Raw genomic sequence first — 16,172 nt, forward strand, 5'->3', positions numbered from 1 at the left:
GCGCAAATTGCTGTGCGCGGCCGGAACCGGTTTTGGGGCAATCTCGTCATGAGCGAAACGATCAGCCGAATGGCGACCGATGTGGGCGGCACCTTCACCGATCTGGTCTATTTCGAAACCGACAGGACCACCGGCCGCCAGACGGTGCGAACCGAAAAGTCCGATACCACGCCGCCCGATTTCGAGCAGGGCGTACTGAACGTTATCGAGAAAGCGGGCCTGTCGCTCGCCGAAATCTCGTTTTTCGCCCATGGCACGACCGTCGTCATCAACGCCCTGACCGAGCGCAAGGGCGCCCATACGGCGCTGATCACGACGGCGGGCTTCCGCGACGTTCTGGAAATTGCCCGCGGCAATCGCCCCGACTTCTTCAATCTCTCCTATGAGAAGCCCGCGCCGTTCGTCGAGCGCTATCTGCGCCAAGAGATTGCCGGCCGCATGGATTATCGCGGCAGCGAAACGGTGGCGCTGGACCTGTCGGGCCTGCCGGCCATCATCGATGGCTTCAAGGCCGATGGCGTGCAGGCGATCGCGATCTGCCTGATCCATGCCTATGCCAACCCGGCGCACGAAAAAGCCGTTATTGCCGAAATTCGCCGGCTCTGGCCCGAGATCGCCGTGGTGGCTTCGCACCAGATCACCCGCGAATGGCGCGAATACGAGCGCACCAGCACCACGGTGCTCTCGGCCTATGTGCAGCCGACGGCCGAGCGCTATCTGGAGCGGCTGGAAACCGGCCTTCGCGGCGGCGGCTACGGGGGTCCGCTCTATATCATGCAGTCCAATTGCGGCGTCGATTCGCTTGCCTCCACCAAGGCCATTCCGATCACCATGGTGGAGTCGGGTCCAGCATCGGGTTTCTGGGGCGCCGCCGAATTGGGCCGGATCATCGGCGAGCCCAATGTGCTGGCCCTCGACATTGGCGGCACCACGGCCAAATGTTCGCTGATCGAAAACGGCCAGGTCAGCATCAAGACCGACTACTGGATCGAGCGCGACCGCAAAAGCGCCGGCTATCCGATCATGGTGCCCGTGGTCGACCTGGTTGAAATCGGCAATGGCGGCGGCTCGATCGCCTGGGTCGATGATTTCGGCAAGCTGCATGTCGGTCCGCAATCGGCGGGTGCCGTGCCCGGTCCTGCCGCCTATGGCAGGGGAGGCCTTGATGTCACCACGACCGATGCCAATCTGGCGCTCGGCCGCATCAATCGCGATTATTTCTGCGGCGGCGCGATGATCGCCGACATGGAAGCCGTCGATGCATCCCTGGGGGCACTGGCCGACAGACTGGGCGTCAGCCAGCAGGAGGCCGCCCGCGGCATCGTGCGCATCGCCAATGCCAATATGGTCAATGCGCTCAAGCTGGTATCGCTGAACCGCGGCTATGATCCGCGCGATTTTACCCTGGTCGTCTTCGGTGGCGGCGGGGCCATGCATGGCGTGGCGCTGGGGCAGGAACTGGGGGTCGGCAAAGTCGTCGTGCCGCGGGGTGCGCCGGTGTTTTCGGCCTGGGGCATGATGATGAGCGACCTGCGGCGCGACTATTTCGTGACGCGGCTGATGGACGGCACCGATGTGGCCGGTCTCGATGGCCTGGTTTCGGAAATGGGCGCGCATGCCATGGCGCAATTCGGCAAGGAGGCGGTGGCCGCTGAGGCCGTCAAGCTGCAGCCCCTGGTCAAGGTGCGCTATCGCAACCAGGAGCATTCGGTCGAAGTGCCGCTGGTCGCCGGGACTATCGATGCTGCCTGCCTGGCCCAACTTGCGCAGGACTTTCACGAGATCTACGAGCGCGAATATACCTATCGGCTGGACACGCCGGTCGAGATCGTGGGCGTGCACCTGATCGCTTCGGCCGAAGTGGGCAAGCTGCAAATGCTGCCGCAACCGCGCACGGGCGCCGTGCTCCAGGATGCCATCAAGGGCACGCGCCTTGTCGATTACGCCACCGAAGGCGTGCACCAGGCCATCATCTACAATGCCGAACAGCTGGAGCCCGGCATGCGCTTTGATGGGCCTGCGGTGATCGAGGATCCCGGCACGACCATCGTCATCCATCCCGACAATGGGGTTTCGATCGACGATTTCGGCAATACGCATATCACCATCGGGGGCCGATCCGCATGAGCACCGTCACCTTCGATCCCGTGACCTTCGATATCATCCAGAACGGTCTGGAAGCGGTTGCCGACGAAATGTTTGCGGCCCAGCGCAAGACCTCGATGAGCGCCATCATCTACGAAGTGCTCGACCTGGGCACCGGCATCTGCGACGCCAATGGCGAAATCGCGGCGTCGGGAGCGGGCATTCCCGCCTTCGTCGGCGTGCTCGACAAGGCGGTCAAGCGGATGATCGAAAAGCATCCGGTCGCCACCGTCAAGCCGGGCGACCTGTTCGCTTCCAACGATCCCTATTGGGGCGGGGTGACCCATCTCAACGACATGATCCTGGCCATGCCGGTGTTTGCCGATGGCAAGATCGTGGCCTGGACGGCCAATATCGCCCATTGGAACGATGTCGGCGGCATGGTGCCGGGCTCGATGTCGTCTGACGCCACCGAAATCTTTCAGGAAGGGGTGCGCATTCCGGCCGTCAAGCTGATCGATGCGGGCGTGCCCAACCAGGCGGTGTTCGACATTCTTTATGTCAATACCAGGCTGCCCGAGTTCCTGCGGGGGGATCTGTGGGCCGGCATTGCCGGCGTTCGCATCGGCGAGCGCCGCATCCTTGAAATGGTGGACAAGTATGGCGCCGAAACATTCACTGCCGCCGTGGCCGACTTCATGGATCTGGGCGAACGCCGCGCCCAGGCGGCCCTCGCCAGGCTGAGAAAGGGTGTCTATCCCTTCGAGGAAGAGCAGGACGATGGCGCGATCCACAAGATCGTCATCGAGATCACCGAGGACGCCTTCAGCATCGATCTGCGCGACAACCCCGACCAGAAGGGGTCGAGCAATTCGAGCCGCGAGGGGGTCGAGATTTCCGCACAGCTGGCGTTCAAGGCCTTTACCGACACCCAGGCGCCGGGCAATGGCGGCTTTTTCCGCCCGCTCAAGCTGTTGACGCGGCCCGGCTCGGTGTTTCACGTGGTTGAACCAGGTGCCTTGGGCTATTATTCCGAGGTCGAAATCCGCTTGTTCGATTTGATCCTGCGGTGCCTCGCGCACCACTTTCCCGGCGTCATCCCGGCGGGCAACTTCGCGTCGATCTGCGGCACCGTGATCGGGGGCAAGCATCCCGATACGGCGCGCCATTACACCATTGTCGAGCCGCAGCTGGGGGGATGGGGCGCCGAGCGGGGGCGTGATGGCAATAGCGCGATCTTTTCGGGCTTTCACGGGGATACCTTCAACTGCCCGGCCGAAGTGGCGGAGGCCCGCTATGGCCTGCATGTCGATGAGCTGGCGCTCAACCCTGCCACGGGCGGACATGGGCAATGGCGCGGCGGCAAGGGCATTTCCGTGCGGTACCGGGTGCGCGCCGACGATAATTTCCTCAGTGTCGGCTATACCCGCTCGCGCATTCCGCCCTGGGGCCAGAATGGCGGCGAGGACGGCTCGCCCAACTTCGTTGAAGTGCTGCGCCCCGGCAAGCCTGCCGAACGCTACAGCTTTGCGACCAATGTCGCGTTGGGCAAAGGCGACGTGGTCCATGTGGTGACCGGGGTGGGGGGCGGGTTCGGCATGGCGGCCGACCGCGCCGAGAGCCTGGTGCGGCGCGACCTGCGCAACGGCTACATCGACGCGGAGACGGCAGCCGGGATTTATGGCGTCGAGCCATGACATGAGGTCAGCGCTGGAACTTTCCGGCACCGTCGCAGGCCGCAGGCAAGATCAGGCGTCGCCAGCCGTGGTGACCGGGCCGGATCAGGCCAAGGCGATTTGCTCGGCCATCATCATGGTGTGCCGCCAGCGGCAGGAACGCATCCATGCCAAATAGCGCCCGAAGCGACATGGATTGGCCTTGCCCTCATTGGGAAATTTCTTTCCCCGCTGCCACCGAACGACTGCTTTGCGCCTCAATACGATCATTCAGGTTGCGCCGGCGAGTTCCTAAAGCGGACATTGCGCTGAAAGACCGCTGGGCGCGGGTGAAGCGACGTCATTTTCCTGTTGTTGCGGGTTGCCAACGCCATCGTGCTGGAACAGTCTGTCGCGTAGCGCCAGGGAGTGAGCCACGATGATCTCGATTGATGCAAGCCAGGGCGCGGTCAGTTGCACCACGGCGCAAGCCGATGACTTCAGCCGCAGATCGTTCCTGGCCGGCCTGGCCGCGTTTGGCGCGCTCGGATTGGCCGGATGCGTGGCGACCGGCGGAATGAGCCGAGCCGAGGCCGAGCGGGTCTATGGACCGCTTCCCGATGAGCGGTTTCCCGTGCCGGCGGTCAACATCGACAAGGTCAACCCGAAGTATTTGCGGCAACGGGTGCGCTACAGTTCAGATGAAGCGGTCGGCACCATCATTGTCGATCCCCGCCGCTATTATGTCTACCGCATCGAAGGGGGCGGCTACGCCACCCGCTATGGCGCCAATGTGGGGCGAGCGGGTTTCCTCTGGAGCGGCGAAGCCTATATCGGCCGCAAGGCAGAATGGCCGATCTGGACGCCGCCCAAGGAGATGATTGCGCGGCAGCCCGAAGCGGCACCCTACGCCAATGGCATGGCCCCCGGCCTGGATAATCCCTTGGGCGCCAGAACCCTCTATCTCTACCAGAACGGCGCCTACACGCTGTACACCATATACAGCACGATCATGCCGGAGACGATCGGTCGCGGTATTTCAAGCGGCTGCGTGGGCCTGCTGACGCAGGACATGGTCGATCTTTACGAGAAGACCGCGGTCAATACCAAGGTTATCGTTCTGCAAGCTTAGCTGCTCGTCCAGACTTGCCGCCGTGGGCGTCGCCAATGCGCCCCAATTCCGATCGCTCGCGAACCAACCTCATCGTTCCCAAAGCTGCTCGTCTGTCAACACGCCGCGCTGGCGGCAAGGGGTGGAGTGCTGCCAGGCCCGCTTTGGACAGCTGCGTGGAGCAAGCACGCATTCACATTCTCTCAAAGACGGAAAATCCGTTCGATATCAATGTCCTGAAAGAAATGGCGCGCCCTAAGAGATTCGAACTCCTGACCCCCAGATTCGTAGTCTGGTGCTCTATCCAGCTGAGCTAAGGGCGCGCACGTCCGGGTGGACCGGAAAGCGGTCATGCGGTCGGCTTGGGCCAGTCCCGCGTGAAGCGGGGCAACCCATACAGCGGCCCACCGGCGTTGGCAAGCGTGACCGGGCCATAAATGTCAGTCCTGCGACAAGGACCGGCGTCACGCCAGCACGGTGCTGGCGGGCAGCGTCACTTCGAACCTGGTGCCCGCCGGCTGTTCGATCCATTGCAACTGCCCGCCATGGGCTTCCACCTGTTCGCGGGCGATGGCGAGCCCCAGGCCGGTGCCGCCGGCGCGAGCCGAACCCTCGAAGGCGACGAACAGGTTGGCGCGGGCGCGCGGCGGCAGGCCGGGGCCGTTGTCGAGAACAGCGATGGTGAGGCCGGCGTCGCTGCGGCTCACCTCGACCCGCACTGCGGGCGCGGCAACGGGCGCCGTTACTGCCTCCAGCGCTTCGCGCGCATTCTTGAGGAGGTTGACGAAGACGCGGGCCAATTGGGCGGCGTCGACATTGATGCGCAGGCGCTCGGGCGCGCCGTTGCTGAAGGCAATGGACGGATGGCCCACGAGGCGCGCATCGAACGCGGCATCCTCGATCAGGCTACGCAAATCCACCGGGCCGGGCACCGGCGGGGCGGCGCTTTCGCGGCCGTAATCGAGCACCGACTGGGCAAAGCCGATGGCCTTGTCCAGCGTCGTGACCAGGCGCGGGGCCAGCCGCTGCACCTCGGGATCGTCCAGCGTCGCCACCTGGTCGGAGAGCAATTGCGCCGAGGTCAGGGTATTGCGCAGATCGTGGTTGATCTTGGCGACGGCAAGCCCCAGATCAGCCAGGTGCCGGCGCTGGCGAAGCATGGAGAACAGGTCCTGCTCCATGGCGCCCAGTTCGCGCTCGACGATGCCGATTTCATCGCGCCGCTGGGACGGAATGATGATCAGGCTGGCATTTTCGGGGGCCTGCCGATAGGCCAGCATGTTCTCGGTCAGGCGCCGCACCGGCCGGATGAACAGCCGGCTGACCAGCACGTAGAGCGTCACCGCGGTGATGGCGGCGATGATCAGCGAGATCAGGAAGAAATCGCGCGAATAGGCGAAGACGTCGCGCCGCAGCGGCCGCTCGGACATCAACAGCTCGACGAGGCTGGAATTGAGATCCCCCTCCCCCACGATGCGCAGGGTGCGCCCGCCGCCGCCGAGCAGGGTATCGATGGCGCCGGCGATCAGCGTCATCGGATCGCGCAGGCGCATGTCGGCGGTAACCGCGACGGTGGGGGTTTGCGCATCGGCCAGTTCGATCAGCTGGCTCTGGCCCTCGCGGCGATAGACGATGGCGTCGGCGCCGGCCGAATTGAGCAGGCGGTCGGTCAGGTTGCGCGGAATGGCCATGACATCGGGAACCGCGTCGAGCACCCGTGCCGCGACCACGCCGACCCGCAGGCGGTCGTCGAGCCAGCTGGCCCGGTAATTGGCGATGGAGGGCAGGAAAACCACGATTTCGACGGCAAAGATCACCGCGATGATCGTGGCGATCAGCTTGATCGACAGCCCGGAGAAGCGGCCGGGCAAAAAGCGGGGTTCGGCTGTCATGTCAGGCCAATATAGGGCAAGCGCGGGTTTGCGGAAGCCCCTGCCCCGCAGGTCAGGGCAAGCGCCTGACCAGGGCCAGCCGGCGCTGGCGCCAGTGCTCGGGCCCGGCCTGCTCGTGCCAGGCGGCGACCAGATGGCCGATAATGGCGGAAAAGCTCGGATCGGGCAGCGCCAGATCGGCCAGATCCGGCACGGCAATGGCGCGGCGGATGGCCAGGCCGAAGAGCGCGACCAGTTCGCCCGCTTCGGGGCCGGCGATCGCGATACCCAGGATGATCCCCCTGGGGTCGGTGATCAGTTTGGCGCTGCCCTCGATGCGGCGGGTGGCGATGGCGCGAGCGTTTTCGGCAAAGCTGGCGCGCAGGACGACATAGCCGGATTTGAAGCGCTGCCGCGCCTCGGTCTCGCTCAACCCCACCTGCGCCAATTGCGGATCGGTGAACACCACGCTGGCGACCGCCCCGGCCATGGGTTTGGGCGCCCGGCGGAACAGGGCATATTCCATGACCCTGTGGGCGTCGTGGCGGGCGGCCTGCAGCGACGGCAGGCCGCCGGCGGCCTCGCCGATAACATGGACACGGCCATTGGTGGTCAGCAGATGGGGCCGCAGCATCAGCCGGTCGTCGCGCGCCCGTTCGAAGCGAATGCCCGCCTTGTCGAGCGCCAGGCCGCTAAAGTCTGGCTTACGGCCCAGCGCGACCAGGATATGGGACGCATCGAGTGTCGTTTCGGCGCCATCGGTTTGGCGGATGCGCAGACCGATCCCCTGGCTGCGCGGCAAGACTTCGAGGGCCTGGCTGCGCTCGTGGATGACGACACCTTCCTCGCGCAATTTGCGCAGGGCGATGGCGGCCAGTTCGGGATCGATGTCGGCCAGGGCGGCGGACGCCTCGATGATGCTGACGTCGCAGCCGAGGCGCCGATAGGCCTGGGCGAATTGCAGCGCCGTGGCACTGCCGCCCAGAACCACCAGATGGGAGAGCTTATAGGCATTGGCCCAGATCGTGTCGGCGGTGAAGAACGCCACCTGGTCGAGATTGGCCAGAGGCGGCACGATCGGTCGCGAGCCGGTGGCCAGAACGAAGCGTCGCGCCCGCACCAGCACGTCGCCGGCCTGCAGCGTACGCTTGTCGAGAAAGGACGCCGGTCCGAGCCGCAGGTCGATGCCGAGCGCGCGCAATCGCTCGGGCGTTTCGCGCGGGGCGATGGCAGCGATCACCGATTGGACATGATCGTGCACGCCGCGGAAATTGGGCTTGGGCTCGCCGCCGACCATGCCGAACGCGGCGGCGTGGCGCAGCGCCTGGGCATGGGCGGCGGCCGCGGACAGAGCGGCCATTGGCACCGGCCCGGCCCGCAGGCTGTCGCCGGGGCTGCCGGTATCGAGCAGCACGACGCCGGCGCCATGGGCGCGCGCCGCCATGGCCAGGGCAATGCCGGGTGCGCCGGCACCGACGATGCACAGATCGGGCTTGATGATATCCGCCATGTCCGCCGGGGCCGCAAAGAGTTCGATTGCGCTCTTATGAGCAATAGCGCCGACGATGACAATCGCGCGCGCCGGGCTTGCACCTGTTTGTCGGGGGGACAGCCCAGTTGCGCCGTCCGATTGATCCCGCCAACCGCTTGGGATGCGTTGACTTGAGGCGGCGTTTTGCCTATAGACCGCGCAACCCGCAGCGTCCGAGTCAGCTCGACGGCTGCCACAGTCTTGCGCAAGCAGAGCCAATTAAGAGGAACCGGGCGCAAGCGCGGTCTGATGTCATGAAGCGTACATACCAGCCCAGCCAGCTCGTGCGTGCCCGCCGCCACGGTTTTCGTGCCCGCATGGCCACCAAGGACGGCCGGGCGATCCTGAACAAGCGTCGCCGCGACGGCCGCAAGAAGCTCTCAGCCTGAGGCGGACTGGCCGGATGCCGGCCATGGCACAAGCGGGCATCGCTCTGCGCCGGTTGAAAAAGCGCTCCCAATTCGTTCGGGCCGCCCGGGGCATTCGCGCCGGGCGCTCTGCGTTTGGCCTGCAGGCCATCACGAGCCGCGAGAGCGATCCGGGCGTCGGGTTCACGGTGACCAAGAAGTCGGGTAATTCGCCCGAGCGCAACCGCATCAAGCGCCGCCTTCGCGCAGCTGTGACAGCGTGTGCCGGTGACTTTGCCCCCGGCCATGATTATGTGCTGGTGGGCCGGCGCGAAGCGCTGGAGCAAAAGTTCGACCGTCTGGTCGCCGATCTGGCCTTTTGCATTGCGCGCGTGCACAGCAAAGGCAGCGGCGACAAGCCTCATACGCCCGGCCGTGCCGGCCATCGGAACACTCGCCCATGACAGACAATCGCAATGTGATCATCGCCATCGTGCTCAGCATGATCGTGCTGTTCGGTTGGCAATTTCTCGTGGCGGGCCCGCAGTTGCAACGGGCCCAGCAGCAGCAGGAAATCGCCGCTGCCCAGCAGGCGTCGGCCGATGCCGCCCTGGCGACCCCAAGTGCCGTCACGCCCGCGGGCACGCCCGGCGCCGTCCAGGCAGCCGCCGGCAATGCGGTTTATCCCGACCGTGCCGCGGCGATCGCGGCAACCCAGCGCGTGAGCATCAATACCGAGGATCTGGCCGGCTCGATCAACCTGACCGGGGCGCGGCTGGATGATCTCGAACTCAAGCAGTACCAGGAGACGGTCGATCCCGGTTCCCCCATCATCACGCTGCTGACGCCCTCGGGCGTGCCCAACGCCTATTATATCGAGCAGGGCTGGGTGCCGGCCAACGGCGCCAGCGTTGCCGTGCCGGACAATGCGTCGGTGTGGACCGTCGAGGGCGCCAATACCAGCCTGACCGAGGCCACTCCGGTCACGCTCAGGTTCGACAACGGGGCCGGGCTGATCTTCCGCCGCACCTTTGCGGTAGACCAGCATTATCTGTTCAGCGTCAGCCAGAGCGTGGAAAATACCGGCGCCGGCGATGTGGCGCTGTTCGCCTACGCCCGGGTTGTGCGTCACGACACGCCCAAGGTGCAGAATTTCTTCATCCAGCATGAAGGCCCTACCGGGGTGCTGGCGTCCAACAACCTGGTCGCCAAGAAATATACCGACATGCAGCACGATCAGATGATCGATCTGCCGGGGACCTCGGGCTGGCTGGGCTTTACCGACAAATACTGGGCGACCGCCGTGCTGGCCAAGCCGGGCGTGCCGCTCAATGCAAGGTTTTCCTGGTCCAATCCGTCGGGCACCATGGATACCTACCAGTCGAGCTATGTCGAAACCACGCCGGTCGTGGTCGCGGCGGGCGCAACGGCCACCAGTGAGAGCTATATCTTTGCCGGCGCCAAGGAAGAGGCGGTGATCTCGGCTTACGAAAAGCAATATGGCTTTGATCGGCTCGAGCTGATGATCGACTGGGGCTGGCTGCATTTCATCACCAAGCCGATGTTCTACCTGCTGACGTTCCTTTACAGCATCATCGGCAATTTCGGCGTGGCGGTGCTGTGCGTGACGGTGCTGGTCAAGGCGATCTTTTTTCCGCTGGCCAACCGCTCCTACAAGTCGATGGCGGCGATGCGCCGCGTCCAGCCGGAAATGAAATCGATCCAGGAGCGCCTCAAGGAAGACCGTCCCGCCCAGCAACAGGCGATGATGGACCTCTACAAGCGCGAAAAGATCAATCCGCTGAGCGGCTGCTGGCCGATGCTGATCCAGATACCGGTGTTTTTTGCGCTCTATACCGTCATCTTCATCAGCCTTGAAATGCGCCATGCGCCGTTCTTTGGCTGGATCCAGGATCTGGCGGCGCCCGATCCGACCAATATCTTCACCCTGTTCGGTCTCGTGCCCTGGGATCCGACCGTGCTGCCGATCATCGGGCATTACCTGCATCTGGGCGTGTGGCCGGTGATCATGGGTATTACCATGTGGGTGCAGATGAAGCTCAACCCGCCGCCGCCGGACCCCACCCAGGCGATGATCTTTTCGGTCATGCCGGTCATCTTCACCTTCATGCTGGGCACGTTCCCGGCGGGCCTCGTGATCTATTGGGCCTGGAACAATACCCTGTCGGTGACCCAGCAATGGTTCATCATGAAGCGCCATGGCGCCGAGGTGAACCTTCTGGGCAATATCGCCGACACCTTCAGGCGCAAGCCCAAGGTGGAAACGCCCAAGGCTTGATCACAAAGACTTGATAATCCTCGCGAATTTGCGCTCGTGACAGCTCAAATTGTGTCGTTCCCGCCACAAAGCCGACAACAGTGTGGCTGCTGACGAAACGTGATGAGGCGAAACTGGGGCGCTGACCTATCGTCCGGGCATAGAAAATATCTTGCCCGGAGGCTGATGATGAAGCATTTGACGACCCTGCTGCTGGCCAGTGCCGCCCTAAGCTCGCCTGCCTTTGCCGCCGACTTTTATGCAGATGCGCCCGCAGTCCAGCCGATGGCTGAAGCTGCCGTGTCCGACTGGACCGGCTTTAATGTCGGCATTTTCGGCGGCGCAGCCTTCAATCCGTCCGACCCCGGCGTCTTGCAGATCGACCAAGACCTGGACGGCAATTTCGACGAGCCGCTGGTGGCGCCGCTTCTGGCAGCGTTCGGGGTGGCATTTTCGGGCTCGCGCGACAGTGGAATTACCGGCGGCATCGCAGCCGGGTACGATCTGCAGATCGACCAGTTCGTCGTCGGCGGTATCGTCGACATCGCCTATGTCGATTATGCGGACAGCCAGTCGGGTTTCTCCACGACGCCGGTCAACTATACCGAACGGCGCGAAGTGGGTGCCTTGGCGACCGCTCGGGTGCGCGCCGGATATCTCATCACCAACGATGTTTTAGCCTATGTGCACGGTGGCCTCGCGGCAGCCGATGTGGACAATTCGTTCACCTCGCCGGGTAACCCCAATGGCGTCACCACTGGTGGCGACGACATCCAGTTCGGCTATCAGGTCGGCGTTGGTATCGAAACGCGCGTTGCCGATAACATCACGATCGGCGCCGAATATGCCTATACCAATCTGGGTGACAACGATTTCAACAATCGTTATGCCAATGGGCCGTTCGACGATGTGAGCCCGGCCGGCTCGGACCTGCGCGGCTCCGACCGCATCTTCGACTTCCACACCGTCAAGGGAACGGTCAAGTTCCACTTCTAGTCTCAGGCGAAGCGCGACATCGCTTCGCACCAGCAATTATGCTACTGCCCGCCGCATCGCTGTGGCGGGCAGTTTGTTTTGATGAGCGCGTTATGACTGAAACCGACTATTCACCCGAGATCGTGGAAACCGGCCGCCTGCTGTTCGCGCGGCCGTTCGTGTTCGTCAAGGGCTGCGTCAAGCTTGCGGACCTGCCGCCGATGGACAGGGTCGAGATCGCCTTTGCCGGTCGCTCCAATGTGGGCAAGTCCTCGCTGATCAACGCCTTGTGCGGGGTTTCGGGGCTGGCGCGCACCTCCAATACGCCGGGGCGCACGCAGGAGCTCAACATCTTTGAAAGCACCAGCGCCCAGTTGCGCATCGTGGACATGCCCGGCTATGGCTTTGCCAAGGCGCCCGAGCCCAAGGTGCGCGCCTGGACCAAGCTGATCCATCAATACCTGACCGGCCGGCAGACGCTGCGCCGGGTCTATGTGCTGGTCGATGGCCGCCACGGCCCCAAGGACAACGATTTGACGGTCATGAACGAGCTCGACAAGTCGGCCGTCAGCTACCAGGTCGTGCTGACCAAGGCCGACAAGCCGCTCAAGGCGGAGTTGGACGCAGTCATCGCCATGACGCAAGCCGCGATCGCCAAGCGGCCGGCGGCCCATCCGCAGGTGATCCTGACCTCCAGCGTCAAGGGCGACGGCCTGCGCGATCTGCGCAGTGAAATCGCCATGCTGCTGGCAAGCTAAGCGCGGGCTCCCAGGAACTGGGCGATATAGCGCGCCATGTCGGCGCTGTTCGAAGGCGTGGCTAATGAGGCCAGCGCCGTATCCACCAGCCCATCGGGCGCCTTGCCGCGCCGCAGTTCAGCCAGGGCCGCGGTATAGTCGTCGGCAAATTCGGGATGGGCCTGGAGGCTCAGGGCCGCGCCGTTGCGATAGCTCAGGCCGGCATGGGGCGTGAATGGGGACGCCAGGATAATCTCGGCTTCCGGCGGCGCCAGCAGCACCTGATCCTGGTGCGAGCAGGCAATGGCGAGCGTGGGTGGCGCATTGCTCAAGAAAGCGTGCCGGCCTTGCACGGCGTAACGGTGCCGGCCCAGGCCCCAGCCCTTGTCGGACTTGCGCACATCCCCGCCCAGCGCGTCGGCCATGATCTGGTGACCAAAGCAAATGCCCAGCATGCCGGTTTTGTGGCTGTAGGCGTCGCGGATGAACTGGCGCAGGGGATCGAGCCAGGCATGATCCTCATAGACGCCGGCCGCCGAGCCGGTGATGAGGATGGCGTCCAGCGTTGCGGGGTCCGGCAGCGGCGCGCCCGCGAAGACCGCAATGGTCTCGTAGCTGAAATCGCCGCCGGTGGCGTCGAACATGGTCTGGAACATCAGCGGATAGGGCATGAAGCGGTGGCGCAGCGGCTTGGGAACAGCGCCGGTCTGGATCATCGTGAGCTTCATGAGGACCCTGTCAAAACCAATGCCCTCTGCATTGTCAGCAAAGGGCATCGCAAAGCAAGGGCATCGTGACGAAGCTCAGGCGGCGATGAACTTGAGCGCCACGCCGTCGATGCAATAGCGCAGGCCGGTCGGCTCGGGACCATCATCGAAGACGTGGCCTTGGTGGCCGCCGCAATTGGAGCAGTGCACCTCGGTGCGGGTCATGCCCAGCGTCGAGTCCGTGGTGGTGCCGATAGCGGCCGGGATGAAATCGTAAAAGCTCGGCCAGCCGGTGCCGCTGTCGAATTTGGTTTCCGACTTGAACAGGGGCTGATCGCAGCCGGCACAGGCGAAGGTGCCGGCGCGGTGTTCCTCGAGCAGTTCGGAGGTGAAGGGACGCTCGGTGCCTTCATTGCGCAGGATTTCGTAGGCGTCCGGGGACAGCTTGGCCTTCCACTCGGCATCGCTCAGCTTGTAGGGAAAATCGCCCTCGGCGGCATTGGCGACGGTCGGCCCCATCGGGCGTAGCAGCCCATAGGCACCCAGCGCGGCCACGGCGGCGCCACCGAGAAGAAGTGTGCGGCGATTGGGGTTCATCGGTCAGCTCCCTTTAAGGACCCCGCGTTCGTATGCCGGAGGGAGGCGGTCCGATCGCGGGGCGATTGACGGCCATTGTAAATCCTTGGGCAAGGCAATGGCACGTCAAAATCTGGTGAGAGTTCGCGGGATCGCGAACCCTCTGGCGCAACGCCATTCGAAATGGCGAGGCGTTTGGTTACATGGCCGACTTGGGCGTCAGGACGGCGTCGATCACGTGGATCACGCCATTGGACTGGATCACGTCGGGGATGGTCACGTTGGCAACGGTGCCGTTCTCGTCGGTCACGGTGACCTTGCCGTCAACGGCCTTGAGGGTCAGCTTACAGCCACCCACGGTGTCAACGACATGCTCGCCGCCATCGGCTTCGACCATCGAAACGATATCGGTCGACAGGGCCTTGGCAGGAATGACGTGGCAAGCCAAGATGGTGGACAGCATTTCCTTGTTTTCCGGCTTCAGCAGCGTGTCGACGGTGCCAGCGGGCAAGGCGTCGAACGCAGCGTTGACGGGGGCCAGGACGGTGAACGGGCCGGGGCCCGACAGGGTCTCGACCAGGCCGGCAGCCTTGACGGCGGCAACGAGCGTGGTGTGGTCGGCCGAGTTCACGGCATTCTCGATGATGTTCTTGTCGGCCAGCATGGGTGCGCCGCCAACCATCGGGTTTTCCTGAGCGAACACGGCAGCGCCCGAAAGCGAGCCTACGGTCAGCATGGCAGCAAGCGTGAGAGCGCGAAGTGAGATGTTCATTTGAATGCGTTCCTTCCTGTGATTGGTTCCCATTGTTCGTCTGGGACACGCACAGTAACGGAGCCGTCAGGCCGAAGTTTCAGAGACCGGTGAAATCGCGCAAATAAATCTTGCGCTGGACGGAAAGCCTGCAAGCCTTGTCTATCAAACCGCCAGAAACAGCAATGCAGCCAAGCAATTAAGCTGGCGGCATGCGCATTGACCGACCAGGTTTCAGATCCGGGTCACGGCGCCCTTGGCGATCACCGGGCCGGTCGGATCGCCACTGGGCGAGCCGCCCTTGGGCTCGAGCGTGATGGCCAGAACCGAGCCTTCGCCCCAGCCGGCGGCGATTTCGGCCGAGAGGCCGACTTCGCTGCGGGCATGGGCGGCAATCACGCCCATGGAGCGCGGCTTGCCATCGCCCTGGATGGCCCAGAGCTCGAAATCCTTGTCGGCCGCCGCATCGCCCGACAAGGCGGTCAGGCGCACCATGCCGGTGCCGCCATCGTACAGGGCGACGAACTTGACGTCGCTGCCATCTTCCTGGAGCGCCGCGACGAGCTGGTTGGCCAGGCTCGCGGTGGTCTGGGCCGGTTGCAGCAGGTTGAAGCCGACCGCCGTGACCGCAACTGCCAGGGCCCCGCCGGCCAGGGCGCGCCACAGCATCAGGCTGTCCCAGAAACTGGCCGCGCCACGCGACTTGACGCGATCGCCAAAGGCACGGGCCTCGATGGCGTTGAAAATATGGGCGGGAACCGCGGTTTCCTCGTATTCCCGGTTGAGCGCGCCAAAGCGCGACACCCAGAAATCGCGCTCGCGGCGCAGGGCCGCATCGTTCTCGATCAGGCGGCCGATCCGCTCGTGTTCGCTGGTGTCCAGCAGGCCAAGCACATACTCGGCGACAAGCGCATTGCGCCCGCCTTGATCTTCACCGGTATGCTCGCTCGTGCTCATGCTGAAAGGCATTCCCGGAGTTTTAACAGGCTGCGGCGCAGCCAGGTTCGCATCGTATTGAGCGGCACGTCGTAACGCGCCGCCAGTTCTTCATAGCTATAGCCATCGAGATAGGCGCCCCGGACCGCTTCGGCGCGCTCGGGTTCGAGCGTGCCCAGGCAGTGATCGATCCGGCCGCGCTCGTCGCTGTCCTCGGCGGCCCGTTCCGGGCTGGGGCCGGAATCGGGCACTTCGAGCGCCGCGTCGATGTCGGCCGATACCGGCCGTCGGGCCCGCAGGACGTCGAGGGAGTGGTTGCGCGCCACGGCCACAAGCCAGCTGATGGGGCTATAGCCCCCGGCGACGTAGCGATCGGCGCGCTGCCAGATCTTGACATAGACTTCCTGGATGGCCTCTTCGGCTTCGGATCGGTCTCTCAAGATACGCAGGACCACGCCGAATAGTTTCGCGCTGGTCCTTTGATACAAGGCGCTGAAGGCGGAGCGGTCCCGCAGGGCGCAGCGGGCGATCAAATCGGCAATTTCCTGGCTTTGCGGCTGCATGACCGAACTCATAGCGTGCCTCCTGTGCCCTGAACACCCCGCCCTTGCC

General features: G+C 64.1%; 16 protein-coding genes and 1 tRNA gene. 9 read left to right on the top strand and 8 right to left on the bottom strand.

Annotation, left to right across the window (positions count from 1 at the left end; all coding sequences use genetic code 11):
* Positions 1–48 precede the first annotated feature (48 nt).
* The 4 genes from ACFE8X_RS12690 to ACFE8X_RS12705 all read left to right on the top strand — a co-directional run bounded on the left by ACFE8X_RS12690 (position 49) and on the right by ACFE8X_RS12705 (position 4,872).
* Positions 49–2,127 carry a hydantoinase/oxoprolinase family protein gene (locus ACFE8X_RS12690; RefSeq protein ID WP_375451847.1) on the top strand — a complete coding sequence of 693 codons (2,079 nt, stop codon included), beginning with the start codon at positions 49–51 and terminating at the stop codon, positions 2,125–2,127.
* Positions 2,124–3,782 (top strand): hydantoinase B/oxoprolinase family protein, encoded by a 1,659-nt coding sequence (locus ACFE8X_RS12695; RefSeq protein ID WP_375451848.1) that lies wholly within the window; start codon positions 2,124–2,126, stop codon positions 3,780–3,782. The genes ACFE8X_RS12690 and ACFE8X_RS12695 overlap by 4 nt, the downstream gene beginning before the upstream one ends.
* A 1-nt stretch (position 3,783) precedes the next feature.
* Positions 3,784–3,939 carry a hypothetical protein gene (locus ACFE8X_RS12700; protein WP_375451849.1) on the top strand — a complete coding sequence of 52 codons (156 nt, stop codon included), beginning with the start codon at positions 3,784–3,786 and terminating at the stop codon, positions 3,937–3,939.
* Positions 3,940–4,179: 240 nt separating this feature from the next.
* Complete coding sequence (locus ACFE8X_RS12705) at positions 4,180–4,872, top strand: L,D-transpeptidase (protein ID WP_375451850.1); 693 nt, start codon at positions 4,180–4,182, stop codon at positions 4,870–4,872.
* A gap of 225 nt (positions 4,873–5,097) precedes the next feature.
* Here ACFE8X_RS12705 and ACFE8X_RS12710 read toward each other — a convergent pair.
* The 3 genes from ACFE8X_RS12710 to ACFE8X_RS12720 form a co-directional block, all read right to left on the bottom strand.
* A tRNA-Arg gene (locus ACFE8X_RS12710) sits at positions 5,098–5,174 on the bottom strand.
* Between the two features lie 141 nt (positions 5,175–5,315).
* Entirely contained in the window at positions 5,316–6,743 is a 1,428-nt protein-coding gene (locus ACFE8X_RS12715; RefSeq protein ID WP_375451851.1) for an ATP-binding protein, read from the bottom strand.
* 52 nt (positions 6,744–6,795) lie between these two features.
* Positions 6,796–8,232, bottom strand: a complete 1,437-nt coding sequence (locus ACFE8X_RS12720; RefSeq protein WP_375451852.1) for an FAD-dependent oxidoreductase — start codon at positions 8,230–8,232, stop codon at positions 6,796–6,798.
* 275 nt (positions 8,233–8,507) lie between these two features.
* Here ACFE8X_RS12720 and rpmH point away from each other — a divergent pair, with 275 nt between their 5' ends.
* The 5 genes from rpmH (at position 8,508) to yihA (ending at position 12,611) form a co-directional block, all read left to right on the top strand.
* A complete protein-coding gene (gene rpmH, locus ACFE8X_RS12725; protein WP_299731626.1) occupies positions 8,508–8,642 on the top strand; it encodes a 50S ribosomal protein L34 in 135 nt (44 codons plus the stop codon).
* A 23-nt stretch (positions 8,643–8,665) separates the two neighbouring features.
* Entirely contained in the window at positions 8,666–9,064 is a 399-nt protein-coding gene (rnpA, locus tag ACFE8X_RS12730) for a ribonuclease P protein component (protein WP_375451853.1), read from the top strand.
* Positions 9,061–10,899 carry a membrane protein insertase YidC gene (yidC, locus tag ACFE8X_RS12735; RefSeq protein ID WP_375451854.1) on the top strand — a complete coding sequence of 613 codons (1,839 nt, stop codon included), beginning with the start codon at positions 9,061–9,063 and terminating at the stop codon, positions 10,897–10,899. The genes rnpA and yidC overlap by 4 nt, the downstream gene beginning before the upstream one ends.
* Before the next feature lie 165 nt (positions 10,900–11,064).
* Positions 11,065–11,874: an outer membrane protein gene (locus ACFE8X_RS12740; RefSeq protein ID WP_375451855.1), complete on the top strand. Its 810-nt coding sequence runs from the start codon at positions 11,065–11,067 to the stop codon at positions 11,872–11,874.
* A 92-nt stretch (positions 11,875–11,966) separates the two neighbouring features.
* Positions 11,967–12,611, top strand: coding sequence for a ribosome biogenesis GTP-binding protein YihA/YsxC (gene yihA / locus ACFE8X_RS12745; protein ID WP_375451856.1), 645 nt, complete (start codon positions 11,967–11,969; stop codon positions 12,609–12,611).
* Here the strand turns inward: yihA and ACFE8X_RS12750 are convergent.
* From ACFE8X_RS12750 to ACFE8X_RS12770, 5 genes are all read right to left on the bottom strand, one after another.
* Complete coding sequence (locus ACFE8X_RS12750) at positions 12,608–13,318, bottom strand: type 1 glutamine amidotransferase (RefSeq protein ID WP_375451857.1); 711 nt, start codon at positions 13,316–13,318, stop codon at positions 12,608–12,610. The two genes, yihA and ACFE8X_RS12750, sit on opposite strands and share 4 nt — an antisense overlap.
* Before the next feature lie 75 nt (positions 13,319–13,393).
* The gene (gene msrB, locus ACFE8X_RS12755) at positions 13,394–13,894 is read right to left on the bottom strand and encodes a peptide-methionine (R)-S-oxide reductase MsrB (protein WP_375451858.1); all 501 of its coding nucleotides are present in this window, start codon (positions 13,892–13,894) and stop codon (positions 13,394–13,396) included.
* 178 nt (positions 13,895–14,072) lie between these two features.
* Positions 14,073–14,609 carry a fasciclin domain-containing protein gene (locus tag ACFE8X_RS12760; RefSeq protein ID WP_375451893.1) on the bottom strand — a complete coding sequence of 179 codons (537 nt, stop codon included), beginning with the start codon at positions 14,607–14,609 and terminating at the stop codon, positions 14,073–14,075.
* Positions 14,610–14,858: 249 nt separating this feature from the next.
* Positions 14,859–15,581: an anti-sigma factor domain-containing protein gene (locus ACFE8X_RS12765; protein ID WP_375451859.1), complete on the bottom strand. Its 723-nt coding sequence runs from the start codon at positions 15,579–15,581 to the stop codon at positions 14,859–14,861.
* On the bottom strand, positions 15,578–16,135 hold the full coding sequence (locus ACFE8X_RS12770; RefSeq protein WP_375451860.1) for a sigma-70 family RNA polymerase sigma factor: 558 nt from the start codon (positions 16,133–16,135) through the stop codon (positions 15,578–15,580). Before ACFE8X_RS12770 ends, ACFE8X_RS12765 begins: the two co-directional genes overlap by 4 nt.
* Positions 16,136–16,172: the final 37 nt, after the last annotated feature.

Origin of the sequence: uncultured Devosia sp. (assembly GCF_964244875.1) — a bacterium.
In the GTDB taxonomy this organism is placed as follows: domain Bacteria; phylum Pseudomonadota; class Alphaproteobacteria; order Rhizobiales; family Devosiaceae; genus Devosia.